We start from the raw sequence: 21849 nt of genomic DNA, 5'->3' as shown, positions 1-21849 counted from the left end.
TGGAAGAAATACCCTTTAGCATTAGTAAATGAATATAATGCTGCCAAACATAAATTGGGATTACTGAGAATTGCTCATATTGAAAATACGTTTAGAGTGTATTTCGATATGGGTAGTAGTCCTAATTATATAGCAAAAATTCACCAGTCAAGGTGCTTGTAGAGTAGAGCATTGATAGGAAAAAGTCTAACATATTCTGAGAATTGGCTCCCCCTCCCCGACTCGAACGGGGGACCTGCGGATTAACAGTCCGTCGCTCTAACCAACTGAGCTAAGGGGGAACAATAAAATGATAAGAGTAGTTGGCTCCCCCTCCCCGACTCGAACGGGGGACCTGCGGATTAACAGTCCGTCGCTCTAACCAACTGAGCTAAGGGGGAACTACACTTTATAACGATTTGGCTCCCCCTCCCCGACTCGAACGGGGGACCTGCGGATTAACAGTCCGTCGCTCTAACCAACTGAGCTAAGGGGGAATCGTTATATGTTTAGAAACTTGGCTCCCCCTCCCCGACTCGAACGGGGGACCTGCGGATTAACAGTCCGTCGCTCTAACCAACTGAGCTAAGGGGGAAGCATGTCTCTCAACGGGGCGAAATATTAATGACGACACGGCGAAGTGTCAACAATAAAAATCACAGTTATGCAAAAAAACTGTCTTTTCGATGGATTAATCAACAATTAAGCTTTTTTTTAATCATCTTTCACTGTAGAGCAGCGGACTTGAGCACATAATCGATATGAAATAGGTGGCTATCTATAGGATCGCGGCTGTGTGAATTGGCGAACTTTATGTCAATTGTGTTTGTATTAAGAACTCACATAATTAAGTTATTGCATGTTTTTTGTGGTTTATGCCTCAAAATTATTCGAAAGGACTATTTTTTGCACTTTTTCTGAGATCATAGATTTTGATAAAGTTGATCCTAATAGGGATCTTAAAAGTAGATTAGTTTGCACTTCTTTTACAGTCGATTTGGTAAATATTTTACTCAAATTTTACCAATTTAATGCATAGGCTAGCCGTGAGATTTTTAAAATCTTATTAAAAACATGTTGTTATGTGTTTTTTTCCTATGATTTGGCCGCTTGCAAATTTGTCAAATTGGGCTACAACCGAGTAAAAAAATGCGAATAGCGGGTGTGATCATGGCTATTAAATAAAATGATCATTTAAATAAAATGAATTCGTCGATATGATCCCTGCCTAGGCCTTTATTTTTAAAGGCTCTACAAACTTATCCACGGAATCTGTGGATAACATTGTTTATTAATCTTTAAGAACTCTACGAAAGCTAAGTAAACCGTGGTATTAGAGGGAAGCAATAGTTTTTTATGTTTTTTTAAATATCAATAAAATCAAATGGATATGTCTTTTGGCTATAATTCATGGCAGATGTGAGTATTTTTAAAGATTTATTTCAACATTGTTTGGTAGATGTGCAAAAAGTGAGCCGAAGAATAGCTGAATCTGAAACAAAATTGACATTTTTTGTTCAGAGGTCTGTTTGACAAAGAATTGGGCAAAAAAACCAATTTTAGCTGTGTTAATCCTTTTTTGTGCTTCAATCGTATTGCGCACAATAATAGCATGGCATCATCCAGTATGATGATTTAGAATGATGGGCTGTTATAAGAGGTATCATAATTTATGTCCGCAGTACGCCAATCTAGTTCCCATAGTGATATTTTGAGTGGCTCTATTCCAGCTACATTAAAGCGTATGACCGTGCCAATGATATTTGGCATGATCATGCTGATGAGCTTCAATTTAGTCGATACGTTCTTTATCAGTTTACTGGGCACAAAACCGCTGGCCGCGGTGAGTTTCACCTTTCCTGTTACATTCACCATTATTAGCTTAGCGATCGGTCTGGGCATCGGGACTTCCGCTGTGATAGCGAAAGCATTGGGCAGCAAAAATATAGAAGAAGCCAAATTTGATGCTTTTGTTTCCCTTGTATTGGCGGCAGTCTTGGTCGCGATGTTGGCAGGTGTTGGGTATTTATTGATGGACCCAATATTTACACTTTTAGGGGCAGATGAAACCACACTTCCTTATATACATGAGTATATGAATGTATGGTTCTTTGGCGCGGTATTTTTGATCACGCCAATGATCGGAAATTCGGTGCTTCGTGCGTCTGGAGATACAAAGACCCCAAGCATGATCATGGGGTTGGGCGGTCTTATAAATGCTATATTGGATCCTATCCTCATCTTTGGTTTAGGCCCTATTCCTGAGATGGGAGTGCAAGGGGCTGCAATTGCATCGGTGGTTGCATGGGCCGTTGGTGTGGTGGTGATTATTTACTTACTGGCAGTAAAAAAGCGTCTTTTAAGTTGCTCAAGTCCTACCCAAAGCACTTGGGAGGCTGTATCCAAAATTATGAAAATAGGTTTGCCTGCGGCAGGTGCGAATATGCTGACGCCTATTGCAATGGCTGTGATGACTGCAATTGTTGCAACTTATGGTGCGCAAGCTGTTGCCGCATTTGGTGTGGGAAGTCGTATCGAGTCGATCGCTTGTTTGGTTATTTTAGCACTATCGATGACATTACCCCCTTTTGTTAGCCAAAATTATGGAGCGGGTAATTTTGCAAGAGTAAAAGAAGCCTATACCAGAACACTGAGATTTGTACTTGTTTGGCAATTTGCAATTTATATAGTTTTACTCCTTACGGCACATTGGGTGAGTCAAGCTTTTGGCAATGAACCAGAGGTCATAGAGATAATTACGCTCTTCATTTACACGTTACCGCTGAGTTATGGCTTACAAGGGATCATTATACTAACCAATTCATCTTTCAATGCTTTACATAAACCAATGAATGCGTTGATCTTAAGTATTGTTCGACTGTTTGTTTTTTATATACCCTGCGCTTATATTGGTTCCCATATTGCGGGGTTAACAGGGCTATTCGTTGGCGCTGCAATTGGTAACTTATTTACAGCTGTTTCAGCGTATATGTGGTTTAGAAAAACCCTAAACAACATGCAACATGAACGCCTTGAGGTACAACCTTCATGAATGAATCTTTTGAGTTAGTATCCGAATTTTCCCCAAATGGTGATCAGCCGACCGCGATTGCTCAGCTATGTGATGGTCTAGAGGCAGGGCTTGCCCATCAAACCTTACTAGGTGCAACTGGTACAGGTAAAACCTTTACAATGGCGAATATTATTCACAAGCTAAATCGCCCAACTATTATTATGGCGCACAACAAAACGCTAGCTGCGCAATTATATGGCGAAATGAAAGAGTTTTTCCCCAACAATGCCGTAGAGTATTTCGTTTCGTATTATGACTATTACCAGCCCGAAGCCTATGTTGTAGCCAGTGATACTTTTATTGAAAAAGACGCTTCGATCAATGATCATATTGAGCAAATGAGATTGTCTGCTACCAAGGCATTGCTCGAAAGAAGGGACACTATTATTGTCGCTTCGGTCTCGGCGATTTATGGTTTGGGTGATCCCGACTCTTATATGAAAATGATGCTGCTGCTCAAAGTGGGTGAAACCATGGAACAACGGGCTATGCTCCGTCGCTTGGCTGAACTGCAATATACTCGTAATGACATGGACTTCTCGCGCGGTACATACCGAGTACGTGGAGAGGTAATTGATATCTTCCCAGCAGAATCAGAAACACAAGCGGTGCGGGTTGAAATGTTTGATGATGAGATTGAGCGTATCAGTTTATTTGATCCGCTAACAGGTGCAGTCGACAAACACCTAGTCAGAGCAACCATCTACCCAAAAACGCATTACGTTACGCCAAGAGAAAAAATACTTGATGCAATTGATAAGATCAAAGGCGAGCTAAAAGAACGCAGAGCATATTTGATGGACGCAAATAAGCTAGTAGAAGAGCAGCGAGTTGCGCAGCGCACGCAATACGATATCGAAATGATGCAAGAGCTGGGCTTTTGTTCGGGCATTGAAAACTACAGTCGATATTTGTCTGGCAGAGCACCGGGTGAGCCACCCCCGACCTTACTCGATTATTTACCAGATGATGCATTGATGATCATTGATGAATCACACGTAACTGTTTCGCAAGTTGGTGCTATGTATAAAGGGGATCGCAGCAGAAAAGAAAACCTTGTTGAGTATGGCTTTAGATTACCTTCGGCAATGGATAATCGACCGCTGAAATTCGAAGAGTTTGAATCTATCGCACCTCAGACAATCTACGTCTCGGCTACACCGGGTGACTATGAACTTGAGCGCTCAAGTGGCGAAGTCGCTGAGCAGGTGATCCGTCCGACTGGCTTACTTGATCCTGTGCTTGAGGTGCGTCCAGTGACAACGCAAGTTGACGATCTGCTATCTGAGATTTATCAGCGTGTCGAGTTAAAAGAGCGTGTTTTAGTGACTACCCTCACGAAAAGAATGGCTGAAGATCTCACCGACTATTTAAATGATCACGATGTCAAAGTGCGATATTTGCACTCTGATATAGATACGGTTGAGCGAATGGAGATCATTCGAGATCTTAGGAAAGGTGTTTTTGATGTTTTGGTCGGGATAAACTTGTTGCGTGAGGGTCTCGATATGCCGGAAGTTTCACTGGTAGCTATCTTAGATGCTGACAAAGAAGGGTTTTTACGCTCGACTCGGTCGCTAATTCAGACCATAGGCCGTGCTGCTAGACACCTGAATGGAAAGGCTATTCTGTATGGCGATAGGATCACTCGCTCGATGCGTGCTGCGATTGATGAAACAGAACGACGACGCGAAAAGCAACAAGCCTACAATGAACAGCAGGGCATTGTACCGCAAGCCTTAAACAAAAAGATCACCGATGTGATGGATTTGGGCGAAGAAGTACAAGAGACTGATAATACAAACTCAAATAAAGTGAAGCAGGGTAAAGGTTTATCAATATCTACAGCAGGTAAATCAACGGCGCAGCTGACCGAACAGATCGCACAGCTAGAAGCACAGATGATGACACATGCGCGTGAATTAGAGTTTGAAAAAGCGGCGCAAGTGCGTGATCAAATCCAACTTTTGCAGCAGCAGTTATTAAATAGTTAAAGCAGAGCAAAAGAATACCAAGTGCAAATATGACATCGCTCTTTTGCTGGCTTATTTATAAACAATAGGTGCTAAGTTGGCGAAAAACGGTTAAATTATCTAGTGTATGAAGTGGGCATCGTGTGGCACCTGAATAACAAGCGGGTGCTGCTGAACCATTTTTAGTTATCGAAACGCCATTTTGTGAGAGTCGCTCTGTACTGTGTTATTTGGTCACCAAGTTAGTTTACTGCTTATTTTATTGTTATCAATACCGCTCACTTATGCGAGTGATGAGCAGGTACAGACTTCATTATCTCAACTTTCCCTCTCATTGGAACAGAATCCAAAACAAACGCTAGTCAAAGTAGATGAGCTGAATCAGCTATTCATACACCCGCAGCCAAGTTCACGTTTTTGGTTTGAACTTAAAATTATAGAGGCCAAGGCGAAGACTAAACTAGGTCTCTTTATGGAGGCCAAGCAGCATCTATACGAACTAGAGTCATATCTTCCTGTAATGAGTAAATTTGAGGAAGCGCCAGCACAGATCAAATTATTGCAAGCTCAGCTAGCAATTAAGCAAAGCGATATAAGTGCGGGCTTATTGCTATTGGAGCAAGCACGAAATTTGGTGCCAAAAGAACACCTGACTTTACGAAGTGATATATTGCATTTACTCGCTCGAGCTTTGAGGTATCAAGCTAACTACAGTGAGGCTGAACGGGTCATTAAAGATGCCATTTCACTGGTTGCCCCGATCGAAGACAAAGCGCGTTTAGCAACCTATTATAACCAGCTAGGTGTGATATACGATTACATGGGAAGTTTGCAACTCGCATTACGTTTTCACGAAAAGTCTCTCAACATACAGCGCCAGCAACAAAACCAACAGGGCATATCCAACTCGCTGTATAATATTGGCGAGATTTATCGAGATCTAGAAAAGTATCCACAGGCACTTCAGCATTTTAAGCAAGCCTTAGAAGTGGATAAAGCCCTTGGTGATCCCATTCATATCGCCAATAGTCACGGCAAGCTAAGTCAAGTTCATTTGCAGCTCGGAAAGATCAGTGAAGCACTAGAGCATAGCCAAGAAGGTATCAAACTAGCGCGTGCAAGTGGCGCCAATAGCGATCTAGCTTGGCAGCTGAGTATTTTAGCCAATATTTATGTTGCACAGTCAGCTTTAGCACAGGCTTTATCAGTGGCACAAGAGGCTTTAGAGCTTGCCATTGAAGCAAAAGCAAAACGCACAGAGCACACTGTTCGAATAGTTATCATAGAGATCCGCCTTGCCCAAGCGCAGTACAGGCAGGCGTTATCCGAAATCGAAGCTGTGATGGCACTGCCAGCAATTGGCAACTCATATCGCGCTACTTTGCTGAAATATCAGGCGCAAGCGTTACAGCAGCTAGAAGAATATAAGCTCGCAATGCAAAGTCTTGAAGCATTTATAGATGCTAAAACTCAGTTGTATCATGATCTGGATAAACAGCAAGCGCTGACCATGCAGCAAAACGTTGAATTTATACGGCAAGAGCAGGCTTTGAAACTGATCCAAAATGAACAAGCACTGGCAAAAGCAACCCTTGAAAACTTAAAATTACAACGTGGTATGGGAGCTTCGTTGCTGTTGTGTTTTATGGCAGTTGCGATTTATATTTACAAAAGACAAAAACAGAAGCAGCAATTTGTTGAGCTAGAATCCGATATGATGGCTGAATCCCTAGCGCAGAAAAATCGCTTATTGGCTGACGTCTCTCACGAACTAAGAACTCCACTTGCGGCTTTAAAATTGACTGTAGAAGCGATGCAGCACAATATAGAGCCAGATCCGGTCAAAGGTTTTTTGAAAATCCAGAAAAAGATCAGTCACCTCGATAATTTAATCAAAGATATCTACCAATCAGCGCAATTTGATAATGATGCCATGGTGTTAGATCAACAGCCTGTAGATGTCAGCATACTGCTTAATGAAATTGTCGAGGAGTTTCAGCCCATGTATGCGACAAAGCAACAAACCTTGTCATTCTCTGAAAAAGTGCACGACTGCATTTGTAACTTGGATGCAGCGAGGATCCGTCAGGTTATTTTCAACCTTTTGAGAAATAGTCATTTTTATACCAGTTCAAACGGAAAAACACAGATATCAATGAACGTGGATGAAAAGGGTTTGACGGTCTTAGTCGAAGATTCATTTCCAGGTGTCGCTAACGAAGATTTAGAGAAAATATTTGAGCGCTTATATCGCTGCGAGGGCTCGCGTAGTAGAGATCATGGTGGCTCGGGTCTTGGCTTGGCGATCTGTCAGCAGATCATCCAAGCACACAAGGGGGATATCAGTGCTTCACACAGCGAAATGGGCGGAGTTGCCATTACGCTGTATATACCACATCAGAGTTTACTTAAAAGCGATAGCTGACACCGACGCCAAGTGCAGATACGTCTAGGTCACCCATATCGAGGTACTGATAGCTGACGTTCATTGCCATCCCGTTTTGCCAGTCGAACTGCCAGCCTAGTTCGGCAACAAAACCGACACCGTCATCTTCTTCTAAGGTTTTACTTCCTCGGTTGAGTTCGTAGTCGTAAAAGTTAGCACCCAATTTGCCGTATAGTGAGTTTCGTTCTGTCAATTTATACTGGCCTTTGGCTGCGACGATTAAATTGCCATAATCCAAATCGTTAGCACCTATTTCGAATAAGGTCTTATTCAATTGAGTGCAGGTGAACTTTCTGTTTTTTGTGTCTGTGCATTCCCACTCATCTGAATCACCGCCGCCGTTTAGACCCACCTCAAGTGCCCAAGTTGGGTCAAACTGGTAGTTGTAATAGACGTACAGTTGGCCAACGCCGTCGCCATCTTGGCTAGAGCTTTTGTATGATGCTGAGCCACCTGATAACTGGGCACCTACTCTGTGCTTGTCATCGCTGATGTTTGCCATTGTTGAAAAAGAAGTTGCCGCAGCCAGTACTAGTGAGAGTAGAGATAAAGTTTTCATTACGCATATTCCATTTGGTTAACTTGTGACTCAGTTTAGGGCCAAGGCCTGTGAGAGTCTGTGGCACCGTTGTCAAAAAATGTAAGGGTCAGTGAAAATATGCGAAAAACGCTATTCTGAACTAAAACGATATTGGAACTGCTGACAGATTTGTTCTACTTGGTTTTGGGAAACTACGGTGGAAGAACCACTGTGTTTTACTAAAGCAATTTCGATACTAGGTAGGGCTGGTAATCGCGGATCTTTTAGTACAGGTAGGGTATTTCGGCTCAAATTAGCCATAGCGGATATTGCTAGCTCTTGTTTAACCAAACCGCGTAGTGCACTGGCACTGCCTGAGCAAGCGATAACTCTAAAAGCTTGATTTTGTTTCATCAAGCCTTCGATCGCCGCTTGGTGAAATCGACACTCTTTTTGAAAAACAGCAAGGGGGAGTGTTGGTTGCTCTAAAAGGTTGGCTTGGTTTGCACCAACCCAGACGCCATGATCTTGGCAGAGTAAATAGCCTTGCTCTGAATTGGCACTACGCGTCACGATGGCAAGATCGAGTAGCCCTTGGTCTAGTTGGCTTAGCAGTTGTGGGCTTGACGCACATGTAACTTGCAGGTCCAAGTGTTCTACATATTGGTGTAACAGCTCAATGAGTGTAGGCAGGACAGATTCGGCATAATCATCTGGGCATCCTAGCTGCAGCAGTGTTTTGGGACTCGCTGAAGCCAGATTTGTTAGTGCACTTTGCTGCAGTTGGACTATTTTTTTTGCGTAACCCACCAAAGCCATGCCTTCACTGGTTAAATGTAGTTGCCGCCCTTCTTTAACAAACAACTGCTGTCCTATGTCCTGCTGCAACTTCTTCATTTGCATGCTGATGGCTGATTGTGTTTTGTGCATTTGTGTGGCTGTGCGTGTAAAGCTACCGGTTTCGACAAATGCGAGAAAACTTTTTAAAGCTTCTATATCCATGTATCAAATATATTGATGTATTGTATTTAAATTATCCGCTAGTTTTAATCTAAATTGCAATCTAGCATTAACTGTCTTTTTAATGAGTTTTAAATTTAAAGGAGTTACGATGCAGCTATTTATTGGCAATAAAAATTATTCTACATGGTCACTGAGAGCTTGGTTACTACTTGAAAAGTTTGATGTGGACTATGAGGAAGTAAAACTTGGTTTAGAAACGGCGCAATTTTACAATACCTTAAAAAATATCAGTCCAACGTTAAAAGTGCCGACATTAGTTGATGGCAATGTGACTGTTTGGGAATCACTCGCTATTTTGGAATATATCAACGAAACTTATTTATCTGGGCAAGCCTTACCTGAAAATCGCGAACAAAGGGCACGTGCTCGCGCATTGTGTGCTGAAATGCACAGTGGTTTTTCAGCTTTAAAAAATGCCATGCCCATGAATATTAGAGCGAAACGTCATGTTGAAGTCGACACAAAGGTGTCCAAAGACATTCAGAGAATTGAGGATATTTTCACAGAGCAAATGCAGTATGACTATCAGGGGGGCTGGCTGTTTGGTCATTGGACAATAGTAGATGCTATGTATGCTCCGGTTTGTATGCGATTTTATACCTATGGCGTTACGCTTAACGAAACAGCTTCAAGATATGTAGAGCATGTATTGGCTTGTCCTGTACTGAGTAAGTGGCGAGAGCAGGCACTACTTGAACATGAAGTCGTTGAGTGTGATGAAGCTGGTATTGAACGAAAAGAGTAAATAGTCACTCCATAATTTAGTCCTAATTTAGCGTTAGCATTACGGGAGTCGTATTGATAGGAAAGAGCATGGAACTTGTTGCCGTAAATGATTTGAACCAAGCAGTGTACTTTAACCTTGCGCAGGCTTATGAAGCTGAGTTCTCTAAATTAACAGAAAAAGAGCCACGACAAGACGGCATGTTTGAGTTAGATACAGATATTGCACAAGAGCAAGTATCTGCTTTTATCTGTTATATATCAGGCGTGCCTGCTGGGATTGCTGCGATTTATATGCAGTCTGACAAAGATATGGAGGTTGCAGAGTTTTATATTGTGCCAGTATTTAGAAAAGCAAAGTTAGGTACTCGGTTTGCGCATGCGTTGTGGACGCTATATCCAGGAAGTTGGACTGTGAAGCAAATAGAAGGCGCGGATTATGCCACTGAATTTTGGTGCAGTGCAATTAGTACGTTACCAGGGTTAGGGTTAGTGGAAGATGAGTATGTAGACCCATACTGGGGGAAGGTAACAAGACAGCGTTTTGAGTGTTAGTTGGGTTTTAGTTTGCCCTAGGGAAATGAGGGTGCCAACATGGATGAATGTGGCACCACACATTTAGTGCTTAAACAACACCGCGAGGAAGACGACAGTCGTGGTCTTTCTCTGCAAGCTCTACAATCCAAGCTTCCTCAGCCTTGTAGCCTTCTTCGTTTGCTGTTACAACGTTAAAGGCAGCAGCTTTTGCTTTAACAGCTGGTGCTGCTTTTTTTGCTGCCGGCTTTTTAGCTGGCTTTGCTTCCGCTTTAGTGCCAGCAGAACCTGAAGTTAGTTCTTCGGTTAATGCCGCGACGTCAGCTAGGCGCATATTTTTGCCGCCATCAATGCTGTACCAGCCTGGTTTGATTGTGATTTCAGGCTTTTTGCCATTCACAGCTTCATAAGCAGCTTCAAATGCGCTTAGAACTTCAGTCTTATCAAGTTTACTCATCGTAGATCCCAGTCGTGTTGTACGTGGATACGCAGGTTAAGAATAAACGCCATTTATACCTATTTTTGAGCAATTTTTCAATTTTTTGCGTTTTTAAGCACAGATTCAAGTTTCATTAGGTCTAACTTTATGCAATTTACACCTTTTTACCGTACATGTGCTCACAGGGCTTCACTGTCTAGCGCTCGCCTAAGGGTTATCCACTTTTGGCCAATCCACTCGTGAGTATAGGCTGTAATGGTGTTTAGTACGCTGCTAGAGGCAATAAATTTCATATAAGTTGGGGTATTGTGGTAGCTGAATACTTCAGCAGGGGAAGGATACGTATCAATTCCCTGTGCAGAGAAGAGATCTTGTGCACGACGCATATGGCTCGCTGACGTAACGAGGATCACCTTGCTGTCTACTAAACGCGGCGCTAAAAGTTTGGCCTCTTGAGCAGTGTCATAAGCTTTTGGGTTTTGTCTAATGCGATGTGAACTGATCCCCAAAGATAGGGCTGCTTGTGCCATAAGCTCGCTACTTGTTACATTGCTTAAACCTGCGCCGGAGACAATTAATTCAGCATTAGGGTAAATGCGCGCAAGTCTAATGCCCTCAACAAGTCTTGCTATGCCTGTACTCGAAAGTTGCTGATTTGCTGTTAGCTTTGTATTGGGGTGCACGCCGCTGCCCAGAACGACAATTGCATCAATCTGCGGGTGTGCTTTTACAGAGAATGTTTTCTGAGTTTGCTCTTTGTACGTAATTATGAAGTTTGCAAAAAAAGGGGTACTGATCATCCATAACGTTAGAACAGTGCTTAGACAGGCTAGGTAGCTTTTTTTGTTTGCTTTAGAGGTAAGCAGTAATAAAAGAAAAATAATAATAAGAGACATAGGTAGCGGCATCAGTAGGCTACCGAGAATTTTTTTTAGTTCAAACATAATTAGCTCTAACTTTCCCAGTTAGAGCTAGTTTACCCTGTCTGTCTATTATCGGCTAATAGATTGCTTACACGTGTTCAAAAAGTGTCTGTAAACAGGGTTATCTTTCATGCTCTTTTTCATTGCTAGGTACATTGGGCGACTGAGGCCGAGTGCACCGAGTGGAATGGACTTTATAAGTCCCTGGCTTTCATATGGTGTTACTAGCCAATCCGGCAGTGCTGCGACACCCATACCAGCACTGACTAGTTGAAAGATCAGAAGGCCCTGATCGACCGACTTGAGTGTACCATCAAAGCGAGCATTTTGAATAAAGTGCTTAAATATATCTTGTCGCTCTTTAGGGATCGGGTAAGAAATGATTGTTTCATCTTTGAGATCTAGTGCCGTGACATAGGCTTTTTTGGCAAGTTCATGATCCGGTGCAACAATTAACTTCAGTTTGAAATCAAAAACGTGTGCATATTCCAGCTGTTCAGGCTCTCTAATATCTGAAGTAAGTACAATATCCAACTCGTCATTTAGTAACTCAGGGATCGCGTCATAGCTGAACCCTTGTTCGTAATCTACGCGGATATCTGGCCAAAAATTATTGAACTCTTTGATAGTTGGTAATAACCAATGAAAGCAGGCGTGGCATTCAACACTCAACTTTAGTTGAGATATTGGTTGATTCAAGCTTTCTTTGAGTCGGCATTTAGTTGCTTCTACTTTAGGCAATACTTCACCGGCTAGCTCTAATAGCAACATACCTTGTGGGGTGAACCGCACAGGTTGGGTTTTACGTTCAAATAATTGACAATCTAATTTATTTTCTAGATCTTTAATTTGATGAGACAAAGCAGACTGAGTTAAAAATAACTCACGTGCAGTGTTCACCAGTGATCCAGTATCTTTCAGGGTAGCAATGGTTTTTAGGTGCTTAATGTCTATCATCATTAATAAATCTCATTCTAAACGTGAGTAAAACTCAGATTACATCCATATTACGCTGTACTAGCAGGTCATTCAACGTCTAGACGTCTACAATTCCACCAGCGATTGTTCAAAATTTCACTAAATCACTATAACACTATTTTTGACAGCGTTGTCATTATTTATTTAACTTTTTTTAAAAAAAATACAATTTAATTTTGCTCAAGTTGCATTTGAGAATCGATCAGTTGAGAAAAATCTACATTAGAATTAGGTTTTAGACGTCTAAACATCTAAGGCGGGGTAATTCATCATGGTCACTATTCATAATATAGGTTTTCCCCGCATTGGCAAAAAGCGTGAACTCAAATTTGCACTAGAAAGTTATCGGGCTGGTAAGATCTCTCGCACAGAGTTGATTGAAAAAGGGCGTGCGATCCGTGCTGAGAATTGGCTTTATAGGCAGAGCAAGGTATTGAGCTATTACCTGTCGGAGACTTTGCTTGGTGTGATCATGTATTGACGACTTCAATGTTGATTGGAGCAATACCTGAACGTCATCGCCAAAGCTGTGATGACGCCAATATTGACACCTTATTTCGCATTGCTCGAGGTCGCACACCTTCTGGTTGTGTATGTGCTGCGGGTGAAATGGCTAAGTGGTTTAGCACCAATTATCACTACATTGTACCTGAGTTGGGTATTAACCAAGCTTTTAAACTAGGCTGGCAGGAGTTATTTGAGCAAGTTAGTGAAGCTCAGCAGTTTAGATATAAAGTAAAGTCTGTGTTGATAGGTCCTGTTACTTATTTATTTTTGGCAAAATGTGCAGGAGAAGAGTTTGACAAACTGACATTGCTAGATAGTTTGTTGAATGTTTATCAATAAATGTTGGCAAAGCTCGCAGAGCAAAATATTGAGCGGGTTCAAATCGATGAGCCTATTTTAGCACTGGAAATTGACGACAGTTATCGATCTGCATTAAAAACCAGTCTAGATAAATTGTCCGGTCAGGGCTTTAAAATATTACTTGCAAGCTATTTTGACTCGATGGCCAATTATGATCAGGACATCGCCTCTTACCTTGTTGAAGGCATACAGTTTGACTGTGTGACTGTGTGACTGTGTGACTGGTGAGCCAGGTATTGAAAAACTCGATGTACTATTGCGTGATGAGCAAATATTGTCTTTGGGTATTATCAACGGTAGAAAAAACGAGGAGATTGCCTATGGATAGCGCCATCATGCTCATTGCTTCACACGCCTGTCGATCTTGAGCAAGAGGAAAAGCTCGATTCTGAAATGAGATCTTGGCTCGTCTTTACGAGACAAAAGGGTACCGAGTTATCTCTGTTCAAGAAGGCATTGTCAACTGACGGCTGTACTACGATTGCTGATTATTCAGCGCCTATCAAAGCGAGAAAGAATTGACCACGAGTAAATAACCTAGATGTTCAAGCAAGGGTAGCTAAATTAACGGAAACAGATGGTCAGCGTAACAATCCCTTTTCAACACGCAGTCTAAAGCTGGCGAATGTTTTACAGTTACCTTTATTGGCAACCACAGCCATAGGTTCATTTCCACAGACACAGTCGATTAGAGTCGCACGACGCGCTTTTAAAATCGGAGAGCGCTTATCACGCAAAAATGGAGGCCGAAATTCGCGATGCAGTGCATGTACAAGAGGCACTTGATTTGGATGTGCTGGTTCACGGTGAAGCTGAGCGAAATGATATGGTTGAGCATTTTGGTGAATTGCTAGATGGATTCGCCTGTACGTAATTTGGTTGGGTGCAAAGTTATGGCTCTCGCTGTGTTAAACCGCCTGTCATCTGGGGAGACGTTGCAAGAGCTAGGCCTATGACTCTTGGCTGGACTGCGTTTGCCCATTCGTTAACTAAAAAAGAAGATAAAAGGCAGGTTAACGGGGCCCATTACGCTACTATTTTGGTCTTTTATCCGTGATGATGGAGATAAACAAGAAATTGCCCATCAAATTGCCTTGGCACTTCGGGGTGAAGTTGTTGACCTGCAAAATGCAGGTATCGAGATCATCCAAATTGTCGAACCTGCATTCAGGGCAGAGATGCCACTAAAAGAATCGCAGTGGTCAGCTTATTTAGATTGGGCAGTATACACTTTTCGTGTTTCTGATGGTGGTGTAAAGGGTGAAACGCAAATACACACATATGGGTTACTCCGAATTCAATGACATCATTGAGGCGATAGCTGATTTGTGCTCTTAATTGCTCAAAGGAGTTGAAATGTACGAACCTAGATATGCCCTACGCGGGCATATCTAGTAATACTTAATCTGAGTGTTCAATTACTTTGGCTGATTACGCATGTAAAAAAGCCAGCGCCTTTTGACTTGGCATTGGTCGAGAAACCAAATACCCTTGTCCCAACTGACACCCTTTGCGTTTTAACCTTGCCCACTGTTTTGGCGTTTCAATTCCCTCTGCAACCACCTTCAACTGCAATGACTTTGCCAGCGATAAAATGGCGTCGATAAGCGGGCTGTCCTTTGTTGAAAGTTGCTCTACAAAGCTTTTGTCTATTTTTAAAACGTGAATAGGTAGCTGATGTAAATAACCGAGCGCTGAGTAGCCGGTCCCAAAGTCATCCAGGTACAGCTGCACGCCTAGCGGAGTAATACCGTTAATGATTTTAGTGGCGAGGTTTAAGTTTTCAATGAGGCCCGATTCTGTAATTTCTAAACATAAACTACCGCTTGGCAATTTATACTCATCGTACAGCGCGTGGATATATTCAATAAACTCTAAACTTGCAAAGTGCCGAGATGAGACATTGACAGTCATTTTTATGTCTGACACACCTTGTTGCCGCCAATTTGATAATTGCTTTGCTGCAAGGGTTAAAATATGTCGGTCTAATTCGATAATTTGCCCCGTACTTTCGGCAATAGGAATAAATTGATCAGGTGCAACTAATCCATTTTTTGGATGATGCCAGCGAACCAATGCTTCAAAGCTGACTACCTTGGGCTGATTTAACGTAAAAATTGGTTGGTAGAACAATTCAAACTCGTCATTAAGAATTCCATGCTGTAAATCATTTTCTATGTCTGCTTGATGTTTCAATTTACTACGCATGGCATTGTTAAAATAACGGACCTGGCTTCGCCCGGCAGATTTAGCTTCGTACATGGCCGCATCGGCTTGTTGTAACAGTGTGATGGCATTGTCCGAGTCGTGTTCGGTGAATGCGACCCCAATACTGCTAGATGCCTGCAGCACATGTGTATCTATAGTGAATGGGTTTGCAATTGCTTGCGTCAATCTTTGTAGTGCTTTTGCGACTTGCTCTTCATCTTGGATATTTTCCATGAAGATGGCAAACTCGTCGCCGCCGAGTCTGGCAAAGGTATCTGTTTTACGAATGCATGTTTGTAGTGCTTTAACTATCGCTATTAAAAAGCGATCGCCTACATCGTGACCTAAAGAGTCGTTGATACTTTTAAAGCGGTCGAGATCGAGGTAAATCAGGCAGTGAAGATTTGACTGTGTTTGGCGACCGAGAGATAAGATTGCATGCTTCATTCTCTCTATTAATAAGTAGCGGTTGGCTAACCCTGTTAAGTCGTCGTGTAAGGCTCTATGCTCAAGCGCTTGTTTAGCCAATCGACGGTCAATGGCCATACTAATTTGTCGACTTATATAAGTTAGGATCGTGTAGTGCTGGCGATTAAATGTTTCATGTTGCTCATAACTTTGCAAAACAATCACGCCTTGATATTGATCATTGACTATAAAAGGCACCCCAAGCCAAGCTTGGGGAGAGCGGCCTATCATTTCAAAATGACCTTGACTAATATGGTGCTGAAATTGCTGGTGGTCACACAATAAGGCGGACTGTGTCCGGATCACATAATATGAAGCGGTATGCTTCAGTTGCGACTTGGACACTTTTTGCTGCGCAAGACACTTATTACCATCCTCTATTAAATACTCGATCTCAAGCATATCTTGTTTGGTATCGTAGATGCCGATAAAGCAATTGTTAGCTGGTAACACGGTATTGATTATTTTATAAAGCTCATCGTAAAACGTATCAAGCTCTTGAGAATGGTAAGTTATATTGGCGATTTTCAGGATACATTTTTCGATTAGCTGCGCTTCATTGAGCTGAGAAACCGTTGCCGTGAGGTGGTCTACCGTGCGAACTTGGTATATTTTGGCGCTTAATAAGTGAGCGACGGTTGAGAGTATTTGTAAGTGGCTTGAAGTAAAATAGTTTTGCTCTGGATGTTCGCAATCGATGACGCCGATTAATTGTTCTTTATATACCAACGGAACGCAAAGCTCAGAGAGCGCAGGCTGGGAGTCCGCGATATACATCGGCTCTAGAGACAAGTCACCAGATATAAATGGTTTTTTTGTTCGTGCAACATGGCCAGTTATTCCGGCCGCGATTGGAATAGTCTGCTGTGCTACCTCATAGCGTTCACTGTGTTGTGCAACACCCATACTGGCAACAACTTCTAAACATTGGCAATCTTGATCAGCTAAATAAATTACACAATCAACAAAACCTAAGCGTTTAACAACTTGTGAAGTAACGTAATCAAATAGCTCTTCTAAGTGGGTAATTTGCAATAACGAGGATGAAAACTGATTGATAATGCTCAACTGTTCTGTTTTTGATTCTAGTTTTTTTTCTAACAGCATAGGCAATACTCGGTTGGACATTGATTGTACGTTATCTCACTTAACAATGTAATCTCAAATTATGTTGTAAAAAAGTAGAAATACCACTGTAAAAAAAAGCGCACAATCCGTACTTTAAACAGGTACGGTTGGGACGTAAATGTGTTAAGCCTTTTATATATTGATACCTTATTTAGCATTACATCCAAATGAACACCGCAGGAATACAGTTGAGCCAGCACATTATGTCGCCTACAAAATACCTTGAATAGCTTTACTAAAAGCCTTACAGCGCCTATGATCGGGCAAATTCAGCAGTGGAAATTAGCAATGACAAGTAATCAGACCCTTACCATTACTCGCCCAGATGATTGGCACGTACACTTAAGAGACGGTGAAGTTCTTAAAGATACTGTGCGCGATATTAGTCGATATATGGGCCGCGCAATTATTATGCCTAACCTAGTACCTCCAGCGACTTGTACAGACACTGCGCTAGCATATCGAGATCGTATTATGGCAGCTGGGCCAAAAGCGGGTTTTGAACCGTTAATGGTTTTATATTTAACAGACAAAACGACGCCTGAAGAAATCAAAAAAGCAAAAGCAAGCGGTCATATTTTTGCTGCCAAGTTGTACCCAGCGGGGGCGACGACTAACTCTGATTCAGGTGTAACCGATATAGAAAAAGTATATCCAGCATTAGAGGCAATGCAGGAAGTGGGTATGCTGTTATTGATCCACGGTGAAGTAACTGACTCGTCTATCGACATTTTTGACAGAGAAAAAGTGTTTATTGAGACTAAGTTGGCAAAAATTGTTGATGCATTTCCAAAGTTAAAAATTGTACTTGAGCATATCACGACAAAAGATGCGGTAGAGTTTGTTCGCTCTGCACCGGACAATGTGGCGGCGACTATTACAGCACATCACCTGCTATACAATCGCAATCATATGTTAGCTGGTGGGATAAGACCTCACTATTACTGTCTTCCTATCCTTAAGCGCAATATTCACCAGCAGGCTTTAATTGATGCTGCGACCAGTGGAAGCAAAAAGTTTTTCTTAGGTACGGATTCTGCTCCGCACGCAAAAGATAAAAAAGAAGCTGCGTGTGGCTGTGCGGGAGCATATACCGCACATGCGGCAATAGAGTTATACGCTGAAGCTTTTGAAGAAGCGGGTGCACTGGATAAGCTAGAAGGTTTTGCGAGCTTCTTTGGCCCAGACTTTTATGGCTTGGAGCGCAATCGGGATACCATTACGTTGGAGAAGAGTGCTTGGCAAGTACCAGAGTCATATCCACTTGGTGACACTAATGTTGTGCCAATTAAAGCAGGTGCTACAATAGATTGGCAGGTTGTAGAATAACCATTATGTAACACCATTTATTGGATGTAATAATAAGGCTGCTTTTGCAGCCTTTTTTGAATCTAAACCAAATTGGTAGCTTACCAAAGTTAGACGCTATAAATTGGCTAACTCAAGCACGAATAACCCACAGTTAGGTAGCTCTCGATAATAAAGGTGAGTGACTATTTATAATCACTTTCATTTTGTCTAACTCTTTTTTTTGACCAAACTATGCGATGTGAAAGCTTTGGTTATCCACGTGTGCTATGTATCTGTATCCCTCTAAATTAGTCATGTTCGCGCAGTAACTAGTATTATTCGACTATATTGGTTTGAGTTGTTTGTAATACGATTATGACTGGATTCTGGTTCTCTTATTTTCAAATTTTAGTTGTGTGATCTTACAAATGTGCAGTTAATTCTGATTGAGTTGCATTGGTTTTCCACGTAGTTTCAGGAAGCCTAACCTTGAGTTGACAGATAAATCTATTAAAAAGAGGTCTGATAACTTAGATAGTTTAAAAGTTAAAGAGAAAAGAATGTTGAAATTTTTATTAGAAAAATAGTGAATCCTCGTCAGAACAAGATATGCTAATTCTTTATTAAACATGGGCTTAATAAAATTCTGATACATGCAAAATGAAAAAAGTTAATGCAGGTTATGTTAATTGTTAAGGTGTACCTATTTTTAATAAATCACAATTTGATTAAAATAATGTCTATTAATTTGAAATTATATAAATATAATATACTCTCAGTATTAGAGCTTTTTAATACTTCAATGAAAATTGTAATCAACACTTTGTGAGAGAAATCTAATGCGTGAAATAAAATCTTTTATTAAAAATGCTAGCTTCAGTGAGCTAACTAAAGCACATGAACTACTTCAAGATGCAATTGCTCAACAACAAGAGCAAGCACAAGCTAAAGAAGAAGTACTAGCTCTGCTAAAAGAAAAGGGATTAACGCTAGATGACTTAGTTGGTTCTGGTGCTATGGACAAGCGCAGCAAAGTCAGTCCAAAATATCGAATTGAAATCGATGGTAAAGTCCATGAGTGGACCGGGCGCGGTAAAACACCAAAAGCGTTCGCAAACGTAAATTTAGATGATTATAAGATATAAGTATAAAATATTTTTAATCACTTTCTAAATTGAAAGGAACTATTCGTTTTAGCAGGTGGAGCACTAAATTGCTTCACCTGTTTTTATTTTCAATACAAAACCACGGCTTACCTGCTTCCATTTATATACTTCGATAGAACCTTACTTCTCTTTTATTCTAAAGCTATTTCTTTTTTACTATTGAATTAATTACCTATAATAATTACAAAATATATTGTTGTACCTTATATGGGGTTTTGGGCGATTACATAATTGTGTACTTTTATGTATGGCTATACCTTGGCGTAGCTCCTCGGGAAGATTCAGTGGTATACTTTTCTTTTGCGTAGATTGATTACTTGAGGTGCATTATTTATACGCTAAGACCCTACCAAAAAGAAGCGGTGGAAAACACCATCACACACTTTAGAAAAAGCAACTATCCTGCTGTCATTGTATTACCCACAGGGGCTGGAAAAAGTTTGGTTATTGCTGAGTTAGCGAGGGTTGCAAAGCGGAAAATATTAGTACTGACACATGTCAAAGAGTTGGTAGAGCAAAACGCTCAAAAATATGAGAGTTATGGATTAAAAGCGAGCATATTCTCTGCCGGTTTAAATAAAAAAGAGCTCGATCAGCAGGTCACTTTTGCATCTGTTCAATCATTGGCTCGTAATCTAGAGCAACTAAATACATTTTATTCTTTAGTCATTATCGATGAGTGTCACCGTGTCAGTGGCGACGAAGACAGTCAATATATGCAAGTAATAAACCGTCTGAAAGAATTTAATGCGCAACTAAAGCTACTGGGCTTAACTGCAACGCCTTATCGTCTAGGGCTTGGGTGGATATATCACGAGCATTACCATGGCTTTATAAGAGGTGAAAAAGAGAGCCCTTTTTCAAAGTGTATTTATGAATTGCCATTGCGCTATATGATCAATAATCAGTATTTGACACCGCCAAAGAAAGTTGATCCAGCGACTGAAAATTACGATTTTTCAGCATTAAAGCCAGATAGTTTTGGCAAGTTTAGTGAAAGTGATATGAATAACTTGCTAAGTAACCATACCCGCGCCACTAAAAGTATTATTGAGCATGTATTAAAGGAGTCAGAGTCTCGGCAGGGCGTGATGATATTTGCTGCAACTGTGCTACATGCAAAAGAAATTGCCAGTTATTTGCCGAGTTCAGAGACTGAACTCGTTATCGGTGATACTGAAAACAAACAACGCGATAATATTATCGTTCGATTTAAGAATAAACAGATAAAGTTTTTAGTAAATGTGTCCGTATTAACGACCGGGTTTGACGCGCCCCATGTGGATTTTATCGCGATCCTGAGACCCACTGAATCTGTTAGTTTATATCAACAAATTGTGGGTAGAGGTCTTCGTTTGGATGAGGGTAAACGAGATTGTCTTGTCATTGATTACGCAGGTAACGACTTTGACCTTTTTCACCCAGAAGTCGGCAGTGTTAAACCCAACCCAGACAGTGAACCTGTTCAAGTTCTTTGTCCAGGCTGTGGGTTTGCCAATACATTCTGGGGCAAACTGGATGAGCAAGGTAAAGTTATTGAACATTTTGGCCGCCGTTGCAAAGGCGTTTTAGAGAATGAGGCCGAAGGTGAGTCGGTACAATGCGATTATCGCTTTCGGTTTAAAGAGTGTGATCACTGTGGTGCTGAAAATGACATCGCCGCACGCCAATGCCTCAATTGTGGCGAAGTCATGGCTGATCCAGACGACAAGTTGCGTGACGCACTAAATCTGAAAAATGCGTTAGTCATACGGTGTTGTGGCATGACTGCTGAAGTTATCAAGTCTGAGGTACTTAAAGTCACCTACTTTGATGAAGATGGCGCTGAAGCAAGTGAAGTGTATGACTTCAATGTCAAAGGCAGCAAGTTTTACTTTCATAAGAACTTTGCTAAGCGAGTTAAATCAGGTAATGCGTTGGGTAAATGGGGAAGTGCAAATGACGTTGATATAACAACCTTGACGGCCCCTGATTTTGTCATTGCAAAGCAACATAAGAAGTATGGCTGGCAAATAGTAGAGAAGATTTTTGACTATAAGGGTAATTTTAGAGTTGCAGACAAAAGTTAATACAATTGCAAGCCGCAGTATGTATAAGTCTGCGGCTTCATC

At 41.4% G+C, this 21849-nt stretch carries 15 protein-coding genes, 4 tRNA genes and 2 pseudogenes; 11 read left to right on the top strand and 10 right to left on the bottom strand.

All coding sequences use genetic code 11. The features are described from left to right. Window positions 1–204 precede the first annotated feature (204 nt). The 4 genes from QNM18_RS07095 to QNM18_RS07080 form a co-directional block, all read right to left on the bottom strand. A tRNA-Asn gene (locus QNM18_RS07095) sits at window positions 205–281 on the bottom strand. 22 nt (window positions 282–303) lie between these two features. Further along, window positions 304–380 (bottom strand) — tRNA-Asn (locus QNM18_RS07090). A 19-nt stretch (window positions 381–399) separates the two neighbouring features. Next, window positions 400–476: transfer RNA gene (locus QNM18_RS07085), tRNA-Asn, on the bottom strand. A 21-nt stretch (window positions 477–497) separates the two neighbouring features. Continuing rightward, window positions 498–574: transfer RNA gene (locus tag QNM18_RS07080), tRNA-Asn, on the bottom strand. Between the two features lie 1077 nt (window positions 575–1651). On the opposite strand from QNM18_RS07080, the gene QNM18_RS07075 reads away from it, so the two are divergent. The 3 genes from QNM18_RS07075 to QNM18_RS07065 all read left to right on the top strand — a co-directional run bounded on the left by QNM18_RS07075 (window position 1652) and on the right by QNM18_RS07065 (window position 7450). Further along, a complete protein-coding gene (locus tag QNM18_RS07075) occupies window positions 1652–3031 on the top strand; it encodes an MATE family efflux transporter (protein WP_211009897.1) in 1380 nt (459 codons plus the stop codon). Next, the gene (gene uvrB, locus QNM18_RS07070) at window positions 3028–5046 is read left to right on the top strand and encodes an excinuclease ABC subunit UvrB (protein ID WP_284136748.1); all 2019 of its coding nucleotides are present in this window, start codon (window positions 3028–3030) and stop codon (window positions 5044–5046) included. The genes QNM18_RS07075 and uvrB overlap by 4 nt, the downstream gene beginning before the upstream one ends. 202 nt (window positions 5047–5248) lie before the next feature. Then, the gene (locus tag QNM18_RS07065) at window positions 5249–7450 is read left to right on the top strand and encodes a tetratricopeptide repeat protein (protein WP_211009895.1); all 2202 of its coding nucleotides are present in this window, start codon (window positions 5249–5251) and stop codon (window positions 7448–7450) included. On the opposite strand, the gene QNM18_RS07060 is transcribed toward QNM18_RS07065, so the two are convergent. Together QNM18_RS07060 and QNM18_RS07055 are read right to left on the bottom strand one after the other, a co-directional pair. Then, complete coding sequence (locus QNM18_RS07060; protein ID WP_211009894.1) at window positions 7434–8030, bottom strand: porin family protein; 597 nt, start codon at window positions 8028–8030, stop codon at window positions 7434–7436. The genes QNM18_RS07065 and QNM18_RS07060 overlap by 17 nt on opposite strands. A gap of 111 nt (window positions 8031–8141) precedes the next feature. Further along, entirely contained in the window at window positions 8142–8993 is an 852-nt protein-coding gene (locus tag QNM18_RS07055; protein WP_211009893.1) for a LysR family transcriptional regulator, read from the bottom strand. A 109-nt stretch (window positions 8994–9102) separates the two neighbouring features. Between QNM18_RS07055 and QNM18_RS07050 the strand changes: the two genes are divergently transcribed. Then, window positions 9103–9759 carry a glutathione S-transferase family protein gene (locus QNM18_RS07050; protein ID WP_284136747.1) on the top strand — a complete coding sequence of 219 codons (657 nt, stop codon included), beginning with the start codon at window positions 9103–9105 and terminating at the stop codon, window positions 9757–9759. Window positions 9760–9827: 68 nt separating this feature from the next. Then, entirely contained in the window at window positions 9828–10292 is a 465-nt protein-coding gene (locus QNM18_RS07045; RefSeq protein WP_211009891.1) for a hypothetical protein, read from the top strand. Between the two features lie 70 nt (window positions 10293–10362). On the opposite strand, the gene QNM18_RS07040 is transcribed toward QNM18_RS07045, so the two are convergent. The 3 genes from QNM18_RS07040 to QNM18_RS07030 form a co-directional block, all read right to left on the bottom strand. Next, window positions 10363–10728: a hypothetical protein gene (locus QNM18_RS07040; protein ID WP_211009890.1), complete on the bottom strand. Its 366-nt coding sequence runs from the start codon at window positions 10726–10728 to the stop codon at window positions 10363–10365. Window positions 10729–10889: 161 nt separating this feature from the next. Next, the gene (locus QNM18_RS07035) at window positions 10890–11654 is read right to left on the bottom strand and encodes a YdcF family protein (RefSeq protein ID WP_211009889.1); all 765 of its coding nucleotides are present in this window, start codon (window positions 11652–11654) and stop codon (window positions 10890–10892) included. Window positions 11655–11702: 48 nt separating this feature from the next. Next, window positions 11703–12590 (bottom strand): LysR substrate-binding domain-containing protein, encoded by an 888-nt coding sequence (locus tag QNM18_RS07030; RefSeq protein ID WP_211009936.1) that lies wholly within the window; start codon window positions 12588–12590, stop codon window positions 11703–11705. 292 nt (window positions 12591–12882) lie between these two features. Here QNM18_RS07030 and QNM18_RS07020 point away from each other — a divergent pair. From QNM18_RS07020 to QNM18_RS07005, 3 genes and pseudogenes are all read left to right on the top strand, one after another. Next, window positions 12883–13691, top strand: a pseudogene (locus tag QNM18_RS07020) (hypothetical protein). Window positions 13692–14217: 526 nt separating this feature from the next. Next, a pseudogene (locus QNM18_RS27310) lies at window positions 14218–14535 on the top strand (hypothetical protein). Beyond that, on the top strand, window positions 14480–14782 hold the full coding sequence (locus tag QNM18_RS07005) for a hypothetical protein (RefSeq protein WP_349774888.1): 303 nt from the start codon (window positions 14480–14482) through the stop codon (window positions 14780–14782). The pseudogene QNM18_RS27310 and the gene QNM18_RS07005 overlap by 56 nt, the downstream one beginning before the upstream one ends. A 127-nt stretch (window positions 14783–14909) precedes the next feature. On the opposite strand, the gene QNM18_RS07000 is transcribed toward QNM18_RS07005, so the two are convergent. Next, window positions 14910–17261: a bifunctional diguanylate cyclase/phosphodiesterase gene (locus tag QNM18_RS07000; RefSeq protein ID WP_284136743.1), complete on the bottom strand. Its 2352-nt coding sequence runs from the start codon at window positions 17259–17261 to the stop codon at window positions 14910–14912. A 309-nt stretch (window positions 17262–17570) separates the two neighbouring features. Here QNM18_RS07000 and pyrC point away from each other — a divergent pair, with 309 nt between their 5' ends. The 3 genes from pyrC to QNM18_RS06985 all read left to right on the top strand — a co-directional run bounded on the left by pyrC (window position 17571) and on the right by QNM18_RS06985 (window position 21807). Beyond that, window positions 17571–18611 carry a dihydroorotase gene (gene pyrC / locus QNM18_RS06995; RefSeq protein WP_211009888.1) on the top strand — a complete coding sequence of 347 codons (1041 nt, stop codon included), beginning with the start codon at window positions 17571–17573 and terminating at the stop codon, window positions 18609–18611. Window positions 18612–19411: 800 nt separating this feature from the next. Then, a complete protein-coding gene (locus QNM18_RS06990; RefSeq protein ID WP_023400905.1) occupies window positions 19412–19717 on the top strand; it encodes an H-NS histone family protein in 306 nt (101 codons plus the stop codon). A 347-nt stretch (window positions 19718–20064) separates the two neighbouring features. Continuing rightward, window positions 20065–21807 (top strand): DNA repair helicase RadD, encoded by a 1743-nt coding sequence (locus tag QNM18_RS06985; RefSeq protein WP_284136829.1) that lies wholly within the window; start codon window positions 20065–20067, stop codon window positions 21805–21807. Window positions 21808–21849: the final 42 nt, after the last annotated feature.

It is taken from the genome of Pseudoalteromonas obscura, from assembly GCF_030135505.1.
Lineage (GTDB): Bacteria > Pseudomonadota > Gammaproteobacteria > Enterobacterales > Alteromonadaceae > Pseudoalteromonas > Pseudoalteromonas obscura.
This window is presented reverse-complemented; position numbering and strand designations above follow the sequence as displayed.